This is a genomic window from Microbulbifer guangxiensis (assembly GCF_021729075.1).
GTDB lineage: Bacteria > Pseudomonadota > Gammaproteobacteria > Pseudomonadales > Cellvibrionaceae > Microbulbifer > Microbulbifer guangxiensis.
Genome location: NZ_JAJSAQ010000002.1, coordinates 201,805 through 224,612 on the forward strand (window position 1 = coordinate 201,805; position 22,808 = coordinate 224,612).

The window sequence follows — 22,808 nt, forward strand, 5'->3', positions numbered from 1 at the left end:
AACTGAAGTTCAGAGGGAAGTCAAAGTGGTGGGGAGCCAGATTCCGAAACCTTCCGTACCAGGGACGGTACGGAAGGAGCTACAGGGAAGTATTCATGCGTTTTCGGAATCTGGCTCCCCGGCAGTTTGACGCCTGCGGACGACCCACAAGCGTCGAAATGTCATCAGGCCCGCGGCAGGGTCACACCGCGCTGGCCCTGGTACTTGCCGCCGCGGTCCTTGTAGGACACGTCGCAGACTTCATCGGACTCAAAGAACAGCATCTGCGCCACGCCTTCGTTGGCGTAGATCTTGGCCGGCAGGTTGGTGGTGTTGGAGAACTCAAGGGTCACGTGCCCTTCCCACTCAGGCTCCAGCGGTGTCACGTTGACGATGATGCCGCAGCGGGCATAGGTGGACTTGCCCAGGCAGATGGTCAGCACGGAGCGCGGGATGCGGAAGTATTCCACCGTGCGCGCCAGGGCAAAGGAGTTCGGCGGGATAATGCAGGAATCACCCTCCACATCCACAAAGCTGTTCTCGTCGAAGGTCTTCGGGTCCACCGTGGCGGAGTGCACGTTGGTGAAGATCTTGAACTCACCGGCGCAGCGCACATCGTAGCCGTAGCTGGAGGTCCCGTAGGAGATCAACCGGTCACCATTGCCGTTCTTGCGTACCTGGCCCGGCTCGAAGGGCTCGATCATGCCCTGCTGCTCGGCCATCCGGCGAATCCACTTATCGGATTTGATACTCACTCCGCCCCCCGTCGCTGTGCGTGTTCTGGTCTGTGAAAGAGGCGGAATCATAGCCGGTTTGAACTGTGCAAAAAAGTGCCAGCTGTGCCGGGAACCCGCGGGCCACATTCCGTCAGCTAATGTTTAGGAAGAGTGCCCAGCCCCACGGCTCCTCCGGGCATGACCGGATGTAACCATGAGCAAGACCGGTACCGATCGCTCCATTCGAGAACCCTCCCTGGCGGACGCACTTGTCCCCTTGGTCACATTGGCCATTCTGATCGCGGCCGCCCTCGCCCTGTTCGGGCTCGATGCCCTGGATGGCCCGATCCAGACCGCCCTGATTATCTGTTGCATGGTTGCGGCATTGATTGCCCTCAAGAATGGCTATGCCTGGGAGGCCGTGCAGAAAGCCGGTCAGGGCGCACTGGCCTCGGTCACCAGTGCGATCTTCATTCTGCTGGCGGTCGGCGCCCTGATCGGCACCTGGAACCTGTCCGGGACCATTCCCACACTCGTCTATTACGGCATCCAGGTTCTGGCACCGGGCTGGTATTACGTGGCCACGGCCCTGATCTGTGGCGTGATCGCCCTGTCCATCGGCAGCTCCTGGACCACCGCCGGCACCATCGGTGTGGGTCTGGTGGGCATTGCGAACATGCTCGAGGTGTCTCCCGCCATCACGGCGGGCGCCGTGATCTCGGGTGCCTATCTGGGTGACAAATTGTCCCCGCTATCCGAAACCACCATTCTTGCGGCACAGATGGCACGGGTGGACCTGCCGACCCATATCCGCACCATGGCGTGGACTTCAGTCCCGGCCTTCCTGATTGCCGCCGTAGTCTTCGGTCTGCTGGGGCTGGGCCGGGTCGATGTCCAGGGGCAATCCGAGCTGCAGACCGTGGTTGAACTGGATGCCCTGAACGGGATCTACCACATTACTGCCTGGAACCTGCTACCACTGGCGTTGCTCGCCTTCCTGTCGATCCGCAAGGTACCTGCCTCCCTGGCACTGATGACCTCGGCCATGTTCGCCGGAGCGCTCGGCGCCTTCCTGCAGCCGGATGTGTACAGGAATTTTGTCGAAAGCGGGCAGATGGGTTTCCTGCCGGCCATCAAGAGCATCTGGCAGGCCATGGCCACGGGCTTCACCATGAGCTCGGGTATTGCCGATGTCGACAGCCTCCTCTCCCGCGGGGGCATGGACAGTATGCTGCTGACGGTGTGGCTGATCATCGGCGCCGTCACCTTCGGCGCCCTGCTGGACGAGTTCGGCCTGATCAATCGCCTGGTCAGCCCGGCGATCGGCCTAGCCAGATCCACTGGCCAGCTGTTTCTGCTGGTCTGCGCCAGCTGTATCGGCCTCAACGTCGTGGCGGGAGACCAGTACATCGCCCTGGTACTGCCGACGCGTATTTACCGGGCCGAGTTTGCCAGGCGCGGGCTTGCGCCACAGAACCTGTCCCGACTAGCCGCTGACTCGGGCACCGTAACCTCGCCACTCGTACCCTGGAATTCCTGCGGTGCCTTCATGTCAGCGGTACTTGGCGTATCAACCCTGCTCTACCTGCCGTTCTGTTTATTCAATATCGTCAGCCCCCTGCTCAGCGTCCTGTATGGCTTTACCGGTTTCCGGATCGTCCGTACAGCACCCCACGCAGACACCCACCAGTAAACTGGCGGAAAGCCGCGCCAGCGATTCACCCTCCCCTTGTTAGCCCGAACCAACTACTGTATAAATTGCCAGTATTTACTGTATACCCATACAGCACGCTTGTTCAGAGTGCTGAACACGAGGGCAGCGGACATGAGCAATGCAGAAAACCTTTTCCAAAACAAGCAGTTAGATCAACAGGCCAGGCAGCAGCGATTGAGCCAGGTGCTGCGGCGGCCAGACATCTGGCAGGCCGCCAATGAGCAACAGCGCACGCGGCACGGCATTGCCAGTGGCTATCCAGGCCTGGATGCATTGCTGACCGGGCACGGCTGGCCCCGCGGCGCCACCACCGAACTGCTGGTGGACCAGTCTGGTATCGGCGAGCTGTCCCTTTTGTTACCAGCCCTGGCCGACATGACCCAACGCGAGCAGATGGTGGTGCTGATCAACCCGCCGTTCATTCCCTATGCCCCGGCCCTGGCGGCCGCCGGTGTCCGGCTGGAAAAGCTGCTGATACTGCACCCCCGCGGCCAGCGGGACCAGTTGTGGGCTATGGAGCAGACCCTGCAATCGGGCTGCTGCGGTGCCCTGCTCAGCTGGCAGGCCGGCCCGCCGCCAGCCGACAAGGATCTGCGCCGCCTGCAGGTGGCAGCCCGCGACGGCAATGCCGTGCACTTCCATTTCCGTCCCAGTTCCTCCGCCGCCAGCCCGTCACCGGCGGCACTGCGGCTGCAACTGGCCAGTGACGGCGAACAACTGGTGCTGCAGCTGCACAAACAACTGGGTGGGTCGGCCGGGCAGCGGCTGCACCTGGCGCGCAACAGCGACCTGACCCGCCGTGACCGGCCGCTGCACTGAGGACTGGCTGGCGGCCAATCGCCGGTGCATCAGCCACAGGGCAATCCAGCCCACCGGATCAAGACAACAGACAAAACAGAAAACCAAAACAGGAAGTGGTATCCCCCTGACGAAGACACGCACTGACAAGTGCAGGAGTGCCCCATGCTCTGGCTCTGTATCCAGTTCCCCCGCCTGCCCCTGCAGGCCCTCACCCGCGCCCAGGCCGGCCCTGATGATGGCAGGCCCCGCGCCGTGGCCGAACAGCAACTGATCGTCGACGCCAACCCCGCCGCCGGCCGGCGCGGCATCGACTGCGCCCTCACCATCGCCACTGCCTGTGCGCTCTGCGCGGATCTGGAACTGTTGACCCGGGATACCGAGCGGGAATCCCAACTGCTGCAGGAACTGGCCCAGTGGGGCTACAGCTTTACCCCGGTAGTCTCGCCCATGGCTGCGGGCCCGGTGGAAAATGGCGAGAGCCGCGCCGCCTGCCTGTACCTGGAACTCAGCGGCTGCCTGCGCGCCAGCGGCGGACTGCAGCCGCTACTGCAACAGCTGCAACGGGAACTGGAGCAGATGCAGATCACAGCAGAGATGGGCCTCGGCCACAGCCCCAGCGCAGCCCATATGCTCAGCCAGCTGTCGGAGCACCGCCAGTGGCTACAGGAAGCCAAATCTCCCCCTACTGGCCAGCAATGGCGCCAGTGGATCAGCTTTACCCCCAGCAAGCTGCTGGACTGCGACCACAAGACCATCGCCAAACTCTATGCCTGCGGCATCAAGCGGGTCAGCCAGCTGCTCGCCATTCCCCTGTCGGAAGTGGGCAGCCGCTTCGGTCGCGGCTTTGTGGATTACCTGGCGCGGCTGAATGGCAGCCGCCATGACCCGGTCGCCAGCTACCAGCCGCCACCCCAGTTTCACAGCGAGCTGTTTTTCCCCAGCCCGCTGGATAACAGCGAGCAGTTGCTGTTTCCCGCCGGACGGCTGGTGCGGGAACTCTGCCAGCAACTGCAGCGCCGCCAGCTGTATGCCCAGCAATTGCGCTGGAAACTCGACTTCGGCCAGAAAGGCTGCAAGGTGGTGAGCGTGGAAGTTTCCCGCCCTTTATTAGACCCGCAGCGCCTGATCGCGCTCACCAAGTTACAGCTGGAGCGCATCAAACTGGAGCAGGAAGTGCAGGCCCTGCACCTCACCTGCGACCAGTTGCAGCCACTGGAAGCCAGTGCACTGGATGACGACCTGTTCGGCGAGAGCACCAACCTGCAGCGCAGCCACCAGCTGCTGGACAAGCTCAAGGCCCGCCTCGGCCACGAGGCCATGTCCGGCGTTACCCTGCGAGAGAGCCATCTGCCGGAACAGGCCTGGCAGAGCGCCGATACGCTGATCCTCCACAGCGGCCGCCGCCAGAACGGCCACCAGGTAAAACCCGTCAACGCCCCCCGCCCCAGCTGGCTGCTGCAACGCCCCGATCCCATCAAGGCCCGCAACAACAAGCTCTATTACCGCGGCGAGATAAACCTGCTGCAGGGCCCCGAGCGCATCGACGGCTACTGGTGGCAACACCACCGCCACGCCCGCGACTACTACATCGCCCGCGGCGAAGAAGGCAGCCTCTACTGGGTCTACCAGGACCTGACTTCAGAGGAGTGGTATCTGCAGGGCATTTACGCATGAACAAACCAACCCAACTATCGTCATGCCGGCGCAGGCCGGGATCCACAAGCCTAGAGCAACAGAAAAACCTCCACTTTCGTCATCCCGGTACAGCCTGGAGTCCAACGCACCGAGCAACAAAGACCCCCACCGTCGTCATCCCAGTACAGCCCGAGGTCCAACGAACCGAACAACAAAGCCCCCACTATCGTCATCCCGGCGTAGGCCGGGATCCACAAGCCTGGAGCAATGAACAAATCACAGTAGCAACCCCCTACACAAGTTTGGGGCCTGGGCCCTTGCGAAATAAAGCCCCCCCACTGTCGTCATCCCGGCGTATGCCGGGATCCAGAAACCACCGGAGCTTAAGGCAATGAAAAGACAACCAGCCGTCTACATCCTTGCCAGCAAACGCAACGGCACCCTCTACACCGGCGTCACCTCAGACCTGACAAAACGAATCTGGGAACACCGCGAGGAACTTGCAGACGGCTTTACCAAAAAATACAGCGTAAAGAACCTGGTTTGGTTCGAGCAGCACAACACGATGGAAACAGCGATTGCGAGAGAGAAGGCGATCAAGGAATGGAAAAGAGCCTGGAAGGTACGCTTGATTGAAGAGTCCAATCCAGAGTGGCTGGATCTCTACCGAGATATTCTCTGAGCCGCGACCATGTATCTGGATGCCGGCCTTCGCCGGCATGACGAGAATGGGGTAACCGTCAATGAATCTACTGAGCGTTCTAGAACCGCCGCGTCATCCCGGCGACTCTTAAGTGCAGCGCTGCTCACGCAGGGATCCAACGCCCCGGGCAAAAAGCTCCCACCTGTCGTCATCCCGACGCAGGCCGGGATCCAGAGCCCCACGAGCCAACCAAGCGACACGAAGCCCCCCCTGTCGTCATCCCGGCGCAGGCCGGGATCCAGAAACCTACGAACCAACCAAGCGACACAACCCCCAAATCACCCCAAGTAACAAAACAATCCCACCATGCAGTACGCCGAACTCTTCTGCCAGAGCAACTTCTCCTTCCTGCAAGGTGCCTCGCACCCGCAGGAACTGATACGCACCGCCCACGATCTGGGATATACCGCACTGGCACTAACCGACGAATGCTCCCTATCCGGAGTAGTGCGTGCCTATGCCGAACTCCAACAGCTCAACGAAAACATCTCGCATCATGATGGTGCTGGGGTGTACCCCGAGAACCAAAACACCAACCACTCCCATAGTCATCATCCCAGCGATCATCAGGCCCAAGAATCGCAGCGGCACTACGAACCCAACAACCCACCACACAACCAACCCCACCATCGCCAAGCCGGCGGTTGGCAGGCTCGAGAATCAGAGTCCCACAACCAACCCCATTGTCGTCATCCCGGCGATCATCAGGCCCAAGAATCACAGCCGCACTACGAACCCAACAATCTACCTCAAAACCAATCCCACCATCGTCAAGCCCGCGGTTGGCAGGCTCGAGAACCAGAGCCCCACAACCAACCCCACAGTCGTCATCCCGGCGCAGGCCGGGATCCAGAAATACCATTGAAGCTCATCTGCGGCAGTTATTTCCGTTTAGAGGATGATTGCGAAGAAGATGAAAACGGGGCCAGTAAAAAAACCAAAGCCGGGAAAAAAGAAACGAAAAGCAGGCAAAAGATTGTATTTCTCGCCCCCACCCGCAGCGCCTACAGCGAACTCTGCCAACTGATATCCACCTCGCGCCTGCGAGCAGAAAAAGGCCAATACCGCACCTACCTGCAAGACCTTCTGGAAAAATGTCACGAGTGCATCGCCATCTGGATACCCGGAAGTGACCTGGAACTCCCCGTGGCGATCAAGCATCACTTCCGCGGACGCCTGTACCTGGCCTTCAGCAACCAGCTGCTAGGCCAGCAGAACCTACAGGGCCAAAACCTTCTAGATTTCGCCCGCAAAGAAAACCTCCCCCTGGTAGCTACCAATGCCGTACTAATGCACTCCACCAGTCGCAAGCCATTGCAGGACGTCCTCAATGCCAACTACCACCACTGCACCCTGGACGAACTGGGCTACCGCCTGGAACAGAATGCCGAACGCTACCTGCGGACGCTGGATGACATCGGCCAGCTATTCCCGCGCGAGGCCATCGACAACACCATGAAGATTGCCGAACAGTGCCATTTCTGCCTGAGCGAACTACGCTACCAATACCCCTCGGAAGTCATCCCCAAAGGGAAGAAAGCCAGCGAATATCTGCGCGAGCTAGTAGAAACCGGCCAAAAGGTGCGCTGGCCACAGGGCCCGGCGTCCCATATTGCCCAGCAGATCGAAAAGGAGCTCAGCCTTATCGCCGAACTGGAATACGAGCACTACTTCCTCACCATCTACGACATCGTCCAGTACGCCCGCAGCCAGCATATCCTTTACCAGGGCCGCGGCTCTGCGGCCAATTCGGTGGTCTGCTACTGCCTGTTTATCACCGAGATAGACCCGCACCGGATCGGCCTGCTGTTCGAGCGCTTTATTTCCCGCGAACGCAACGAGCCACCGGATATAGATGTGGACTTCGAGCACGAGCGGCGTGAAGAAATCATCCAGTACATCTACCGGAAGTACGGCCGCCAGCGCGCTGGCCTCGCCGCCAGCAAAACCACCTACCGCTTCAAGAGCGCCCTGCGAGATATCGGCAAGGCTCTGGGGGTTGGCAGCGCCACCATCGAGCAACTCATCGCCGAGCGCGCCTGGTGGGACACCATGGACGACTTTCCCAAGCAGATGCAGAAAGTGGGTATCGATCCGCACAGTGCTACCGGCCGCATGCTGCCCCGCCTGATGGAGCAGATCTATGGCTTCCCACGCCACCTGTCCCAACATGTGGGTGGCTTCGTGATCACGGAAAAGCCCCTGCACACCCTTGTGCCGATCGAAAACGCCGCCATGGACGACCGCACTATCGTGCAATGGGATAAGGAAGATATCGAAGACCTGAAGCTGATGAAGGTGGATATCCTGGCACTGGGCATGCTCACCGCCCTGCGCAAGTCACTGACCTATATCGGGCTCTATGGGCCCAAATTGCGCCTCCAGGACATCCCGCCGGAGGACCCGGCTGTCTATGAAATGATGTGCCGCGCCGATACCGTTGGGGTATTCCAGATCGAGTCCCGCGCCCAGATGAGCATGCTTCCGCGCCTGCAGCCACGAAATTTCTACGAACTCACCATCGAGATCGCTATCGTCCGCCCCGGCCCCATCCAGGGTGGCATGGTGCACCCGTACCTGAAGCGCAAGCAGGGCCTGGAGCCGGTCACCTACCCCCACGAAAACCTGCGACCGGTACTGGAGCGCACCCTTGGTGTGCCCATCTTTCAGGAGCAGGTGATCAAACTCTCCATGGTCGCCGCCGGCTTCAACGGGGGCGAGGCCGACCAACTCCGCCGCGCCATGGCCAGCTGGGGCAAGAACGGCAATCTCAACACTTTCAAGGACAAACTGGTCCGGGGCATGCAGGCCAACGGCTACCGCACTGATTTCGCCGAACAACTATTCCAGCAGATGAAAGGCTTCGGCGCCTACGGCTTCCCCGAGTCCCACTCAGCGAGCTTCGCATTGCTCGCCTACTTCTCCGCCTGGATCAAACACCACCACCCAGCCGCGTTCTACTGCGGCATTCTGAACAGCCAGCCGATGGGATTCTATGCCCCCGCCCAGCTGGTCTACGACGCCCAGCGGCATAATGTGAAAGTGCTACCGATTGATGTGCATTACAGCCACTGGGACCACAGACTGGAATTACCGGACCCCACCGTAACCAATAAGCAAACCTCTCAGGCCCGGATCTCGTCATCCCGGCGCAGGGCGGGATCCATAACTACCAAGGATGATAAGGCTGCTGGCCTGCGCCTCGGGATGCGCCTGATCAAAGGCCTCACCCAGCAAAGCGCGGAAGCCATCACAATCACACGCAGGAAAACCACTTTTAATTCTCTGGCCCACTTTCGCCAGACAACTAACCTTGAAAGAGAACAGATCGCCCTAATAGCCAGCGCAAACGCCTTCCAAAGCTTGCAAGAAAACCGCTACATCAACGCTTGGCAAGCATTCAATTTAGAATCAGAGAGACCAATTTCAGAGCACTTCAACCCCACCAATTCCGTTGACAATAACACCTATGGCGACTATGCCAGCACCGGCCTGAGCTTGCGCGAGCATCCAATCGCGATACTACGAAAAAGGAAGGAGTTCCATCATTGCACCAAGGCCAGTGAACTAACAAACTGCCAGAATGGCCAAGAAGTAACCGTCATTGGGCTTATCACCTGCAGGCAACGCCCTGGAAGTGCTGCAGGAGTGATGTTTATGACCTTGGAGGATGAGACAGGTACGGTCAATTTGGTGCTTTGGGAACAAATACAACAACAATACCTTCAAGAAGTACAGCGTGCCGAAATATTGGAGTTACAGGGGAGGATACAGAGAGGAAGCAAGGTTGCAGGTAGGTCAGTCATTGACGTCAAAGTATTGAAGCTCAAGTCGATCACATACTGTGTAGCCAAGACCTGAGGAGCTTCCTCTACTAACAATAAAAAGCCCCGCTGTGCGGGGCTTTGAAAAGGTCGAGACTGGTATTGCAAATATTGCAAATCACGACCCATATAAAGCTACTTTATTAGCGGCAAGCAGCTGGCATATATTTGGTATCCAAACCACCACAAGTCCAACTGTCAATTTGACCACCCGCAGCACTCTCGTTTGCTGTAAGGGTCATTGTATCACCGGTGTGAACTCCAGAAGTGAAGGCGACAGTCAACACCCCTGGGCCGGTCAAAGTTACGCTGCCCGCGCCAAAGTATTTACCCTCCAACGCAGCGATATTCGCAACCAAAGTAGCTGCCTCAGTGGCAGTGGCTACGGGAAGAGTACCCTGCTCTGACAGATACACAGCTATATCAGAACGAAGACCAGCGGTAGCTGTGAGAGCCTCAGATGCTTGAGCACGACCAGTGTAGTCCTGATACGCCGGCAGTGCTACCGCCGCCAGAATACCAATGATCGCGACTACGATCATCAATTCAATAAGAGTAAAACCCTGTTGTTTTTTCATTGTTACCGTCTCCATACAGACATTGTTGTTCGAGTGAAATCCCGTGAGGAAGTCCGGGTAAACGATACAAGGTTTGTGCCAATTCGCGCAACCGCGCTTTGGTCATAAATTTCAACCCAGGTCGCCGAATTTTTGATCAAAAATTCTTTAGGCTGACATGAAACAAAACAAACTGACAAAAAGCGTCACCGCAATGTGCTGAAGAACACCGGAGGCACACCTCCCGCTCAATTTTTAGACAGCAACTTAAAGCAAAGTCACGCTCATTCGCTGATCTCCTAATTTTCAGCTTCAAACCCCTCTTCTGTTTGCTGGATACCGGCCTCCGCCGGTATGACGAAAGGGATTCTCGCCCCAGCCTGAACTGTCCTCGCAATCAGCAGTATCCCCCGATTCAGCTGGCTGGCACATCTCCAACCCGCCACCTCGAGTCATTGGCCTAGGGCACTGAATTCGCTATATTGAGACACTTAACGGACCCGACGTTGATAGCGCTTGGTTATAGACAGCGGATTACATTAAACAAGCACCCGGCGAACAATAAATATACAGCAACTGCTAGTTAGCATTGCTCCACCGAGTTTCAGCACGGTAAATCATGAGTAGTATTCCCCTTAGCGGTCTAGCCAAGCGGCTGGTTGCCGACCAGAAACTGGACGAGGCCACTGCAGCCACGGCGACCAAGGCCGCGAAGCGCGAGAACCAGACCTTTGCCCAACACGCAGTGGAAGCCAAGCTGATAAAGAGCCGAGAGCTCGCCAGTATCGCTGCCAATGCTTTTGGCTCCCCCCTGTTTGATCTCAGTGGTTACAACTTCGATCTGATTCCCAAGGGACTGATTGATGAAAAATTAATCAGTAAGCATTTCGCTTTACCGCTCTACAAACGCGGTAACCGCCTGTTTGTGGCCGTGGCTGACCCTACTAATTTGGCCGCCCTGGACGAGATTAACTTCAATACCGGCCTAAATACCGATTCTGTGCTCGTTGAAGCTGACAAGCTTGCCAAGGCTATTGAGAGCTATCTATCTAACAGCGGAGATGTCGGCGCCGGCCTTGAGGGCATGGATAATGAAGAGCTTGACGCGCTGGATGTTGAGGGTGGCGAGCCTGACCGTTCGCAGGACGACGAGCCCGGTGGTGATGAAGCCCCTGTTGTACGCTTTGTGAACAAAGTGTTGCTCGACGCCATCCGCACCGGGGCATCGGATATCCATTTTGAGCCTTATGAAAAGGCCTATCGGGTGCGCTTCCGCACCGATGGCGTTCTGCATGAAATCGCCAAACCACCGATCCAGTTGGCCCCCCGTATCTCTGCGCGCTTGAAGGTGATGTCCAAGATGGACATCTCGGAACGTCGGGTACCCCAGGACGGCCGCATCAAGATGAAGCTATCCAAGACCAAGGCCATCGACTTCCGGGTCAACAGCCTGCCTACTCTCTGGGGGGAGAAGATCGTATTGCGAATTCTCGACCCATCTTCTGCCAAAATGGGCATTGATGCCCTGGGCTATGAAGAAGACCAGAAGAAGATGTATCTGGATGCCCTGGCGCAGCCCCAGGGTATGATCCTGGTGACCGGCCCAACCGGCTCCGGTAAGACCGTATCCCTATATACCGGCCTCAACATCCTCAATACCTCAGAACGGAATATCTCCACCGCCGAAGACCCGGTAGAAATCAACCTGGAGGGCATCAACCAAGTCAACGTCAATGCCAAGGTAGGACTTAACTTCGCCGATGCCCTGCGCTCCTTCTTACGTCAGGATCCGGATATCGTCATGGTGGGGGAAATCCGGGACCTTGAGACTGCGGAGATCGCCATCAAGGCCGCCCAGACCGGTCACCTGGTGCTATCTACGCTGCATACCAACTCCGCCCCAGAGACCTTGACACGCCTGATGAACATGGGGGTACCCACGTTCAATATTGCCACCTCTGTGAGCCTGATTATCGCCCAGCGACTGGCTCGCCGGCTTTGTGGCGAGTGCAAGAAGCCGGCAAACCTCCCTGAGGAAGTCCTGAAGGAAGAGGGCTTTGACTCAGTGACCATTCCCAAGAACGAGTGGAAGATCTACCAACCCGTAGGCTGTGAGCATTGTTCCAAGGGCTATAAAGGCCGAGTCGGTGTGTATGAAGTAGTTCGCATCACTGACGGGATTTCCCGAATTATCATGGAGGGGGGTAACTCCATCCAGATCGCAGACCAGGCCCGCAAAGAAGGCTTCAATAACCTGCGCACCTCGGCATTGCGTAAGGTAGTAATGGGTGTGACAAGCCTGGAAGAAGCTAACCGGGTGACTAACGATTAAACCAGTCTTCAGTACTGGATTCCGGCCTGCGCCGGAATGACGATATGAAGCTACTAAGCGCGGCAGTACCGCGGCAGAATAACAACAGGAACCGAACCATGGCCAATGCCACCGCAGTCGCTTATGTCTACAAAGGTGTAGACAGTAAAGGCAACAAGGTCGAGGGAGAGATCAACGGCACCAACCCCGCGCTAATCAAGGCGCAGTTGCGCAAGCAGGGGATCATTGCCAACAGAGTCCAGAAGAAGCCAAAGCCACTTTTTGGCGGCAAGAAGAAAGTCAAGCCTGCTGATATCGCTCTCTTCACTCGCCAGATGGCCACCATGATGAAAGCGGGTGTGCCACTGGTTCAGAGTTTTGAGATTGTGGCCGACGGTCTCGACAATGACGGGGTTAAGTCTTTGGTCTACAAGATCCGGGATGATGTAGCCTCCGGCACCTCCTTTGCAGAGTCTTTGCGCAAGCACCCTTACTATTTCGATGACCTGTTTTGTAATCTGGTTGCTTCTGGCGAGCAATCGGGTGCACTTGAGACGATGCTCGACCGGATCGCCACCTACAAGGAAAAGACCGAGCAGCTCAAGGCCAAGATCAAGAAGGCGATGACCTACCCAATTGCGGTCATCGTTGTGGCAATCATCGTGACCTCCATTCTGTTGATCAAAGTAGTCCCACAGTTTGCCGAGACATTCTCCAGCTTCGGTGCCGATCTTCCAGCCTTCACGCAACTGGTTGTCGGGATGTCGGAGTGGATGCAAGCAAACTGGTTTATGGCCTTGATCGCCGTGGTAGTCGTGATTGGCGGCACGATCGAGGCAAAGAAACGCAACAGAAAAGTGGCTCAGTTCTTTGATCGACTGGTCTTGAAGCTACCTATACTCGGCACCATCACATACAACTCAATTTCAGCTCGCTTTGCTCGCACCCTGTCCACCACTTTTGCTGCGGGCGTGCCACTGATCGACGCACTCAAGTCTGTTGCTGGCGCCACTGGCAACAGTGTCTATGAGCAAGCCACCCTCAAGATCCGGGACTCTGTTGCCACTGGTATCCCCCTCAATGCCGCGCTCCGTAGCTCTGGCCTGTACCCTACGATGCTGGTACAAATGGCGGCGATTGGTGAAGAGTCCGGTGCACTGGACGACATGCTGGCTAAAGCAGCGGACTTCTACGAAGAAGCTGTAGATAACATGGTCGACAACCTGACCACCCTTCTTGAGCCGATGATTATGGCGGTACTCGGCATTCTGGTCGGCGGTCTGATGATCGCCATGTACCTGCCGATCTTCCAGCTGGGACAGGTAGTGTAAAAAGAATTTCACAATGTTAGATACTTTTGTTTCTTATCCAGCGCTGCTCTTGGGCAGCGCTTTTGTTTTGGGGCTGCTGATCGGCAGCTTCCTTAATGTTGTCATCTACCGCCTCCCGATCATGATGGAGAGGGAGTACAAGCGGGACTTCTACAGTTACTTTGATCAGACACCAGATCCTGCCGAAAAGAAGGACCTCGATGAGACCTTCAACCTGATCCTGCCCCACTCCCACTGTCCTAACTGCGATGCCGAGATCAAGCCCTGGCACAACATCCCGGTGGTGAGCTACCTGCTGCTGGGCGGCAAGTGTGGTTTCTGCGGGACGAAGATTTCCAAGCGCTATCCGCTGGTCGAGCTGGCCACCGGCCTGCTGACCGCAATTGTGGTTTGGCAGCTGGGCTTTACCTGGCAGGCGCTGGCCGGTTGTGTATTTACCTGGGCACTGGTTGCACTGACCGGAATCGACTTCGACAAGCAGCTGCTGCCGGACCAGATCACGTTGCCGCTGCTTTGGGCGGGGCTGGTGATCAATATCTGGGGTGTGTTTGTTCCGCTGCAGGATGCGGTGATCGGTGCGGTGGCCGGTTATCTGTCGCTGTGGGCGGTCTACCACATCTTCAAGCTGGTGACCGGCAAGGAAGGCATGGGGGCCGGGGACTTCAAGATTCTGGCGGCTATTGGTGCCTGGTTTGGCTGGCAGATGTTGCCGCTGGTGATTCTGCTGTCTGCTGCGGTGGGTGCTGTCGCAGGCCTGACCTGGACGACCATTGCCGGGCGCGACAAGAACCTGCCGATTGCCTTTGGGCCCTATCTGGCGGGGGCTGGCTGGATTGCCATGCTTTGGGGTGAGCAGATCGTGGGGTGGTATCTGGCTTATTCTGGTCTCGGGTCTTAGGTCCACGCTAAAGCTCTGCGCGGTGGTCTCTGGATCCCGGCCTGCGCCGGGATGACGACGGGAGTGGGGATTGGCCCAAGTCGCGATTTGTGGCCCGATTGGGGATCCATTGGCCTAGGAGTTGGGATGCCAGCCCTGTCCTTGAACACACTTCACTGGTTTTCTGGATCCCGGCCTGCGCCGGGATGACGATGGAAGTGGGGATTGGGCTAAGTCGCGATTTGTTGCCCGATTCGGGATTCATTGGGCTCGGGGTTGGGATGCTAGCCTGGTGCCTGAGCACACTTCAGTGGTTTTTGGATACCGGCCTGCGCCGGTATGACGACGGGAGCAAGCGGCAAAGGCTAATGCGATGGCTCGCTATATTGTTGGTCTGACTGGAGGTATCGGCAGTGGCAAGTCCGCTGCGGCGGATGCCTTTCAGGCGCTGGGGATCACGGTCGTCGATGCGGACTGGGCAGCGCGGGTTGTGGTGCAGCGGGGGCGGCCGGCGCTGGAGCAGATTGCCGAGCACTTCGGGGCCGATGTATTGCTAAAGAGCGGTGAGTTGGACCGGGCGCGGTTGCGGCAGCTGGTATTCGAGAATGAGGACGAGCGCCGCTGGCTGGAGGGCTTGCTGCACCCGCTGATCCGCGAGGAGATCGTTCAGGCCCTGGCGGCCGCCAGCAGCCCCTATGCGATTCTGGAGAGCCCCCTGCTAATCGAGTCCGGACAGGATACACTGGTACAGCGCGTGTGCGTGGTGGACCTGCCGGAGGAGATGCAGATCGAGCGGGCCAGTGCCCGTGACCGCAATGACCCGGAGCAGATTCGCAAGATCATGGCAGCGCAGTTGCCGCGCGTGGAGCGGCTGCAGAAAGCGGACGATGTGCTGGACAACTCCGGCGACCTGGCCAGCCTCACGGCCCAGGTGCATGCGCTGCATGCGCATTATTTGGAGCTGGCAGCGGCTGGCCAATGAATTCGATTGAAGAGTTATGAGTAGTAAGAAGACCTCCCCCTCTGACAAGCCTTCCCTGACTTGCCCGACGTGTAAGAAGCCGATCGAGTGGAGTGCGAAGTATCCCTTCAGGCCCTTCTGCAGTGAGCGCTGCAAGCTGATTGACCTGGGGGAATGGGCCAGTGAGGGGCACAAGATTCCCGGTCAGCCGGTTTATGATGATGTGCTGAGTGACGATCTGGATCCGAGTAAGACGCGGCATTGAGGGCTAGGCCCCTGCCCCCTGATTGAACTGCGTGTTCTGCAGTTATTCTGAAATTTCGACCTCTCTAGACGACTTCCTGCTCCGTGGTCTCCTGGATACCGGCCTGCGCCGGTATGACGACGGGTTGAGTCTGCTCTCGCCTGATTCCAGACTCGCTCCCATGTCCATCCACTGTCGTCATGCCGGGCTTGATCCGGCATCCAGCTTTAGGGGTTAGCAAGGCACCGTGGTTCATGGATACCGGCCTGCGCCGGTATGACGGCGGCGGGTTAAGCCTGCTCTTGCCTGATCGCGGGCTCTGGCCCAGGTCCACCCACTGTCGTCATGCCGGGCTTGATCCGGCATCCAGCTTCGGGGGTTAGCAAAGCTCCGTGATCCTGGATACCGGCCTGCGCCGGTATGACGAGGGAGAGTAAGTCTGTTCTCGCTTGATTCCGGGTTTGGCCCTTTGTCCACCCAATGTCGCCATGCCGGACTTGATCCGGCATCCAGCTTCGGGGGTTAGCAAAGCTCCATGGTTCATGGATACCGGCCTACGCCGGTATGACGACGGGGGTTAAACATGCTCTTGTCTGATCCCGGGCTCTGGCCCAGCTCCACCCACTGTCGTCATCCCGGACTTGATCCGGGATCCAGTTTCAACGGGTTGGCGAAATCCGGTGGGAAATGGATACCGGCCTGCGCCGGTATGACGACAGTGCTTCTGTCGTGCGCGGTAGGGGGTGCCCTTACCTAGATGGTGGCTTCGCTCTTCCGGATCGCTTCGATAATCGCCTGGTTGGCATCCGGGAACTGGTAGTGGTCCAGCTCATCGCGTGCTACCCAGCGGATTTCCTGGCCTTCCAGGCCGCGGGGCTCACCGTTGAATTTGGTTACCCACCAGGTATCCAGCAGGACCGTCTTCTCGGGGTAGTCGTGGCGTATTTCAGTGAGGGGGCGGAGGGCTTTTACCTCGATGGCGATTTCCTCACGCAACTCCCGCTCCAGTGCCTGCTGCACGCTCTCGCTCTCTTCCACTTTCCCACCGGGAAATTCCCAGCGCCCGCCCATATGCAGATGGTCGGGGCGGCGGGCGATCAGGATGCGGCCATCCGGCCCGAGGATGACGCCGACGGCGACATGGATGACTTTGCTCACGGGAACCTCTGTGCCTCAAGCGAAAGCGCCTGTTATACGGCGCTGGCAAGGATTTCTCAAGGCAGGGGAACCCGCCTTGCCGATGATGGCATCCCGGGTCAGGGAAAGATTGCGGTGAAGACCGACGTTGGAGGCTCGGGGACAGGATCTGGTAGCCGGAGCTTACGGCGCGTCAGCGTCGATAAACGCTGACCCGTTGCTCAGGGCCCCTGATCTTCCTCAGGTGGGAGTGTCTCGATCGGTTCGTCGTGGGTTGTGACCGTATCGACCATAAAGCGGCCGAACATCAGGATGGCGAGCACGATCAGGATCGCCCAGACAAATTTCATCATCAGTTTGGCTCCTGCCTGTGAATGGAGACCTTACTGATAGGTATAGCATTGTTATATCAGGGGCCCGGCCGGTGACGGCTGCAGGCCCCATAACTTATGAGTCGTCAGGTGCGGTATTCGGCGTTGATGGTCACGTAGTCATGGGAGAAGTCGCATGTCCAGATATGCTCCTGGCAATCGCCCCTGCCGAGATCGACGCGGATCGTGAATTCAGGCCGGGTGAACACCTGCTCCCCCTGCTCCTCGGTGTAGCAGGCCGCGCGGCCGCCAGACTCCACTACCTGCACGTCATCCAGGTAGATGTTCACCTTGGCCGGATCCAGCCCTTCAATACCGGCGTTACCCACCGCCATTACCAGCCGGCCCCAGTTGGGGTCTGAGGCATAGAGGGCGGTCTTTACCAGGGGGGACTCGCCCACTTCGAAGGCGACTCTCAGCGCTTCTATGCTGCTGGCGGCGCCGGTGACCTGCACGGTGACGAACTTGGTCGCACCCTCGCCGTCTTTGACGATTGCCTGCGCCAGTTCGACATGGACATCCGTGATCGCCTTTTTAAGGGAGGCATATTCCTCGCTGTGGGCATCCGTCACCGCCGGGCCGGTTTTGCCGCTGGCGATCAAGACGCAGGCATCGTTGGTGGAGGTATCGCCGTCGATGCTGATGCGGTTGAACGAGGCCGAGACTGCTTCCCGGACCAACTCATCCAGCAAAGGCTGGGCAATGGCGGCATCGGTGGCGACGTAGGCCAGCATGGTGGCCATGTTTGGCTGGATCATGCCGGCGCCCTTGGCGATACCGACCATGCGGACCTGCTCGCCAGCAATCTCGACGGTGCGGCTGGCGGTCTTGGGCCGGGTGTCGGTGGTCATGATGGCTTTCGCCGCCGCATCCCAGCCGTCGGCATGCAGCTGCTGTGCAGCCTGGGGGACCCCGGCCAGGATCCGTTGGACCGGCAGGTGCTCACCGATAACGCCGGTACTGAATGGCAGTACCTGCTCGGGACGGATGTCCAGCGCGGCTGCCACTGCCTCACAGCAGGCCCTCGCATCGGCAATACCGCGCTCGCCAGTGGCGGCGTTGGCGTTGCCCGCATTGACCAGCAATGCCCGGGTCGACCCGCCGCGGATGTGCTCCTTCGCTACCGTCACCGGTGCAGCGCAGAAGGCATTCTGGGTGAAGGTGGCGGAGACGCTGGCGCCCTCATCGATGGCGATCAGCAGAAGGTCATCGCGGGACCAGTTCTTGATCTTGGCAGGCACACAGGCAAGGCGAATTCCCGGGATTTGCGGCAGTAGGTTTACGGACATGGCTTCTTGGCCGGCAGGCCTCCCTCAAGGCCACTTCTGTGCAGTGGCAGGATTGTAAAGGCGACATTATCGAAGGGGGGAGGATGGGAGACAAGCGAGAATCGGGGATTTCTGCGGTTTGTGGATGCCAAACAGCAGAATATTTTTAGGCGCTGCATGAAGCTGCCCCGGCTTAACGGTGCATCGGTGAGCTGGGTACTGGATCCCGGCCTTCGCCGGGATGACGACGCATAAATGGGCTTAGCAATAGATACCGGCCTGCGCCGGCATGACGATGGAGGGGATTGTTGGCCCGTGTCGTCATCCCGGACTTGATCCGGGATCCAGTTAGCCCTGGATCGCGATTAAGGGCCCCAGGCGTTGGGTATTGCGGTAGTGGCTGGATACCGGCCTGCGCCGGCATGACGACGGTGGAGAGGTTTTGGTCTTCCCCGTTTGGTAACCCGAGGGTTCACCGGGCCACCCACGTGGCCCGGTTCGGAGTGCGCTGGATCAGCCCTGCTGGGTCGAGGACGCCAGTTTGCCGTGGCACTGTTTGTACTTCTTGCCGGAGCCACAGGGGCACGGGTCGTTGCGGCCGACGCGGGGGCCGCGGCGGGCTGGTTCCGGGGTGGCCTCGGGGGCCTGTTCGGCGCCGGGCATGGCGGATGCCTGGGCGTGCTGGAGTTCCAGCTGCTGTTTGCGCTGTGCCTCGATGCGGCGCATTTCCATTTCTTCCATCTGTTCGCGGGTCATGGGCTCTACGTGGGCCAGGACACGGATCACCTCGTGCTTGAGGTTGTCGAGCAGGCTCTGGAACAGGTGGAAGGACTCGCGCTTGAACTCCTGCTTGGGGTTCTTGTTGGCGTATGCGCGCAGGCCGATACCCGCACGCAGGTGGTCCATGCTGGCCAGGTGCTCTTTCCACAGCTGGTCCAGCACCTGCAGCATGATCTGGCGCTCGATGGTGGGCATCAGGTTGGTGTCACCGGTGGACTCGCCGATACGGGCTACCTTCGCATCGTAGGCTTCCTGGGCGGTGGCGATGATCTTCTCGCGCAGGCTCTCCTCGTGGAGGGTGCGGTCCTCGTCCAGCCACTGCTGAATCGGCAACTCCAGGCCCAGCTCGCCGGCCAGCTGTTTTTCCAGGCCGGGGATATCCCACTGCTCTTCCACGCTCTGCGGCGGCACGAAGCCGGAAATCAGCTCGTCGACCACATCCGCCCGGATGGCGGTGATGGTGTCGCTGATGTTCTCTGCTTCCAGCAGTTCGTTACGCTGGCCGTAGATGACCTGGCGCTGGTCGTTGGCGACGTCGTCGTATTCCAGCAGCTGTTTGCGGATATCGAAGTTGCGGCCTTCCACGCGGCGCTGGGCCTTCTCGATGGCATTGGACACCATGCGGTGCTCGATGGCCTCGCCCTTCTCCATGCCCAGCATCTGCATGAAGTTCTTCACCCGGTCGGAGGCGAAGATGCGCATCAGGCTGTCTTCCAGTGACAGGTAGAAACGGGTCACACCCGGATCGCCCTGACGGCCGGCACGGCCGCGCAGCTGGTTGTCGATTCGGCGGGATTCGTGGCGCTCGGTGCCGATGATGTGCAGGCCACCGGCCTCGATCACGGTGTCGTGGCGCTTCTTCCACTCGGCCTTGATCTTGTCGATCTCCGCTTCGGTGGGCTCGCGGCCCTCCTTCTCGCGCAGTTCCTCGACTTCCGCCTCCCAGTTACCACCGAGCACGATGTCGGTACCACGACCGGCCATGTTGGTGGCGATGGTGACGGTGCCGGGACGGCCCGCCTGGGCGATGATCTGCGCTTCCTTCTCGTGGTACTTGGCGTTCAGTACCTGATGCTTGATCTTGGCCTTGGTCAGGCGGCGGGACATTTCCTCGGAGGTCTCGATGGAGGCTGTGCCCACGAGGATCGGCGCCTGCTTGTCACGGCAGTACTTGATGTCCTCGATGATGGCATCCATCTTCTCTTCTTTGGTCAGGTAGACCAGGTCGTTCAGGTCTTCCCGCTGCTTGGGCTTGTTGGTGGGGATCACCACCACGTCGAGGCCGTAGATCTGGCGGAACTCGAACGCCTCGGTATCTGCGGTACCGGTCATGCCGGCCAGCTTGGGGTAGAAGCGGAACAAATTCTGGAAAGTGGTGGAGGCCAGGGTCTGGCTCTCGCTCTGGATCTGCACGCTCTCTTTCGCTTCCAGTGCCTGGTGCAGGCCCTCGGACAGACGGCGGCCGGGCATGGTGCGGCCGGTGTGCTCGTCGATCAGCACCACCTGGCCGTTCTGCACGATGTAGTCGACATCGCGGTTGAACAGTACGTGCGCGCGCAGTGCCGCATGCACATGATGCAGCAGGCCCAGGTTGCCCGGGGAATAGAGGGAGTCGTCCGGCTTGATAAAGCCGCCGCGGGCCAGCAGGTCTTCCACCAGCTGGTGACCGTCTTCAGTCAGCTCGACCTGACGGGTCTTTTCGTCCACCGAATAGTGGCCCTCACCGCCCTCGACGGCGCGCTCGAGCTGAGGTACCAGGCGGTTCATGGCCAGGTAGAGCTCTGAGGAGTTTTCCGCGGCACCGGAGATGATCAGCGGAGTCCGGGCTTCGTCAATCAGGATGGAGTCCACTTCATCGACGATGGCGAAGTTCTGCGGGCGCTGTACCCGGTCTTCCTTGCGCAGGACCATGTTGTCGCGCAGGTAGTCGAAGCCGAATTCGTTGTTGGTGCCGTAGGTGATGTCGGCCTGGTAGGCGGCCTTCTTGTCGTCGGGGTGCTGCCCGGAGACGACCACACCGACTTTCATGCCCAGGAACTCGTACACCGGGCGCATCCAGTTGGCGTCACGGCCGGCCAGATAGTCGTTCACGGTCACGATATGCACGCCCTTGCCTTCGAGGGCATTGAGGTAGGCGGGCAGCGTGGCCACCAGGGTCTTGCCCTCACCGGTACGCATCTCGGCGATGTGGCCCTCGTGCAGGGTCATGCCACCAATCATCTGTACGTCGAAATGGCGCAGGCCGAGGGTGCGGCGGCTGGCCTCGCGCACGGCGGCAAAAGCCTCCGGCAGCAGCTGGTCGAGGGACTCGCCATCGGCGAGGCGCTGCTTGAATTCGTCAGTTTTGGCTTTCAGCGCGGCGTCGTCGAGTTGCTGGTACTCGTCCTCGAAGGCGTTGATCTTCGCCACGACCTTCCGCATGCGCTTGATCTCGCGGTCATTTTTTGAGCCGAAGACCGTTTTTATCAGTGTGCCAATCATTATGTAGAAACCACTTAATTCAGATTGCGGGTCCGGCCCTCTGCGGGGCCGGCGTCTCACGGCAATGGGGCCGGAGACCGACAAGGGGTGCAAGTAAACAGGAAGGCGCCAAGACTCGCAACTCCCCGGGAGAGCGGCCCTGGCGCATAGGAAGGATAGTTGTTACCGGCCGGTGCGGCGGATGTAGGTCGCCGGGTCAACCGGGCGGTTGTTCTTGTACACCTCGAAGTGTACGTGTGGGCCGGTGGAGCGGCCGCTGGAGCCCATCAGGGCGATGACCTGGCCCTTCTTGACCACGTCACCCAGCTTGACCTTGATCTCACTGTTGTGGCCGTAGCGGGTCTTGTAACCGTTGCCGTGATTGATTTCCACCAGCTGGCCGTAGCCGTGGCGGTCCTCGGCCCAGGTCACCACGCCGGAGGCCACTGCCACCACGTCGGAACCGTTCTTGCCGGCGAAGTCCACACCCTTGTGCCAGGAGCGGCGGCCGCTGAAGGGATCGGTACGATAGCCGTAGCGGGAGGACATCCAGCCACGGGAGATGGGGCGACCGGCGATGAACTGCTCGTCCTGCAGCTGGCGGCGGGCCAGCAGGGATTCGAGGGTGCTCATCTGCATCTGGCGGTCTTCGATCTGGTCCGACAGATCACCCAGCGCCTCGACGAATTCCGGCGGCTGGTACGGCAGCTCGGCGGCACCGGCGATGCCGGGATCCTCGGGGCCACCCAGCGCCGGGGCGGAACCAAACTGGAATTCCCCCTCGTCGAGCTTGGCCACGGTGGTGAGGCGTTCGCCGAGGGCATCAATTCGGGTCAGGCGGGCCTGCATCTCCGCCATCTTGACGGTCAGGGCAGTGAGCTGTTCGCGGGCGTGGCGGTCGGCCGCGTCGATCTGTTCCTGCTGCTTGCGCAGGGCCTTGTTCCAGGCCTTGGCAGTGCGGGAATCGAAGACATCGCTTTCCACCATGGGCAGGTTGGTCCCGACCAGGAAAGCGCCCACGGGCAGGCCGAGCAGGCACAGCCCCAGCAGGGCTTTGCTCAGGCCGCCGAAGCGGAAGGTGCGCGACATGCCGCCGCGCTCATTGACCAGGATAATTTTCATAACAGGGCGTGTTCGGG

The 22,808-nt window shown here is 59.3% G+C and carries 17 protein-coding genes; 10 read left to right on the forward strand and 7 right to left on the reverse strand.

Features of this window, described 5'->3' with window-relative positions; all coding sequences use genetic code 11:
- Positions 1 to 164: 164 nt before the first annotated feature.
- The gene (gene dcd, locus LVD12_RS05080; RefSeq protein WP_237066151.1) at positions 165 to 734 is read right to left on the reverse strand and encodes a dCTP deaminase; all 570 of its coding nucleotides are present in this window, start codon (positions 732 to 734) and stop codon (positions 165 to 167) included.
- A gap of 175 nt (positions 735 to 909) precedes the next feature.
- Here dcd and nhaC point away from each other — a divergent pair, with 175 nt between their 5' ends.
- The 5 genes from nhaC to LVD12_RS05105 all read left to right on the forward strand — a co-directional run bounded on the left by nhaC (position 910) and on the right by LVD12_RS05105 (position 9,409).
- Positions 910 to 2,388 (forward strand): Na+/H+ antiporter NhaC, encoded by a 1,479-nt coding sequence (nhaC, locus tag LVD12_RS05085; RefSeq protein WP_237066152.1) that lies wholly within the window; start codon positions 910 to 912, stop codon positions 2,386 to 2,388.
- 132 nt (positions 2,389 to 2,520) lie between these two features.
- A complete protein-coding gene (imuA, locus tag LVD12_RS05090) occupies positions 2,521 to 3,228 on the forward strand; it encodes a translesion DNA synthesis-associated protein ImuA (RefSeq protein ID WP_237066153.1) in 708 nt (235 codons plus the stop codon).
- 144 nt (positions 3,229 to 3,372) lie between these two features.
- Positions 3,373 to 4,884 carry a Y-family DNA polymerase gene (locus tag LVD12_RS05095; protein ID WP_237066154.1) on the forward strand — a complete coding sequence of 504 codons (1,512 nt, stop codon included), beginning with the start codon at positions 3,373 to 3,375 and terminating at the stop codon, positions 4,882 to 4,884.
- 352 nt (positions 4,885 to 5,236) lie between these two features.
- A complete protein-coding gene (locus tag LVD12_RS05100; RefSeq protein ID WP_237066155.1) occupies positions 5,237 to 5,527 on the forward strand; it encodes a GIY-YIG nuclease family protein in 291 nt (96 codons plus the stop codon).
- Between the two features lie 327 nt (positions 5,528 to 5,854).
- On the forward strand, positions 5,855 to 9,409 hold the full coding sequence (locus tag LVD12_RS05105) for an error-prone DNA polymerase (protein ID WP_237066156.1): 3,555 nt from the start codon (positions 5,855 to 5,857) through the stop codon (positions 9,407 to 9,409).
- 106 nt (positions 9,410 to 9,515) lie between these two features.
- Here the strand turns inward: LVD12_RS05105 and LVD12_RS05110 are convergent, their stop codons facing one another.
- Positions 9,516 to 9,950 carry a pilin gene (locus LVD12_RS05110; RefSeq protein WP_305080506.1) on the reverse strand — a complete coding sequence of 145 codons (435 nt, stop codon included), beginning with the start codon at positions 9,948 to 9,950 and terminating at the stop codon, positions 9,516 to 9,518.
- 598 nt (positions 9,951 to 10,548) lie between these two features.
- On the opposite strand from LVD12_RS05110, the gene pilB reads away from it, so the two are divergent.
- The 5 genes from pilB to yacG all read left to right on the forward strand — a co-directional run bounded on the left by pilB (position 10,549) and on the right by yacG (position 15,674).
- A complete protein-coding gene (pilB, locus tag LVD12_RS05120) occupies positions 10,549 to 12,261 on the forward strand; it encodes a type IV-A pilus assembly ATPase PilB (RefSeq protein WP_237066158.1) in 1,713 nt (570 codons plus the stop codon).
- A 98-nt stretch (positions 12,262 to 12,359) separates the two neighbouring features.
- Positions 12,360 to 13,571: a type II secretion system F family protein gene (locus tag LVD12_RS05125; protein ID WP_237066161.1), complete on the forward strand. Its 1,212-nt coding sequence runs from the start codon at positions 12,360 to 12,362 to the stop codon at positions 13,569 to 13,571.
- A gap of 13 nt (positions 13,572 to 13,584) precedes the next feature.
- Positions 13,585 to 14,469, forward strand: a complete 885-nt coding sequence (locus LVD12_RS05130; RefSeq protein ID WP_237066163.1) for a prepilin peptidase — start codon at positions 13,585 to 13,587, stop codon at positions 14,467 to 14,469.
- A 352-nt stretch (positions 14,470 to 14,821) separates the two neighbouring features.
- Positions 14,822 to 15,430, forward strand: a complete 609-nt coding sequence (gene coaE, locus LVD12_RS05135) for a dephospho-CoA kinase (RefSeq protein ID WP_237066165.1) — start codon at positions 14,822 to 14,824, stop codon at positions 15,428 to 15,430.
- Between the two features lie 16 nt (positions 15,431 to 15,446).
- Positions 15,447 to 15,674, forward strand: coding sequence for a DNA gyrase inhibitor YacG (gene yacG / locus LVD12_RS05140; protein ID WP_237066167.1), 228 nt, complete (start codon positions 15,447 to 15,449; stop codon positions 15,672 to 15,674).
- A 732-nt stretch (positions 15,675 to 16,406) separates the two neighbouring features.
- Here yacG and mutT read toward each other — a convergent pair.
- From mutT to LVD12_RS05160, 5 genes are all read right to left on the reverse strand, one after another.
- On the reverse strand, positions 16,407 to 16,811 hold the full coding sequence (mutT, locus tag LVD12_RS05145) for an 8-oxo-dGTP diphosphatase MutT (RefSeq protein ID WP_237066169.1): 405 nt from the start codon (positions 16,809 to 16,811) through the stop codon (positions 16,407 to 16,409).
- A gap of 200 nt (positions 16,812 to 17,011) precedes the next feature.
- Complete coding sequence (locus tag LVD12_RS16070; RefSeq protein ID WP_255771450.1) at positions 17,012 to 17,143, reverse strand: hypothetical protein; 132 nt, start codon at positions 17,141 to 17,143, stop codon at positions 17,012 to 17,014.
- A gap of 104 nt (positions 17,144 to 17,247) precedes the next feature.
- Positions 17,248 to 18,450, reverse strand: a complete 1,203-nt coding sequence (argJ, locus tag LVD12_RS05150; RefSeq protein ID WP_237066171.1) for a bifunctional glutamate N-acetyltransferase/amino-acid acetyltransferase ArgJ — start codon at positions 18,448 to 18,450, stop codon at positions 17,248 to 17,250.
- Between the two features lie 492 nt (positions 18,451 to 18,942).
- Positions 18,943 to 21,690 (reverse strand): preprotein translocase subunit SecA, encoded by a 2,748-nt coding sequence (gene secA / locus LVD12_RS05155; RefSeq protein ID WP_237066173.1) that lies wholly within the window; start codon positions 21,688 to 21,690, stop codon positions 18,943 to 18,945.
- A gap of 162 nt (positions 21,691 to 21,852) precedes the next feature.
- Complete coding sequence (locus LVD12_RS05160) at positions 21,853 to 22,791, reverse strand: M23 family metallopeptidase (RefSeq protein WP_237066175.1); 939 nt, start codon at positions 22,789 to 22,791, stop codon at positions 21,853 to 21,855.
- Positions 22,792 to 22,808: the final 17 nt, after the last annotated feature.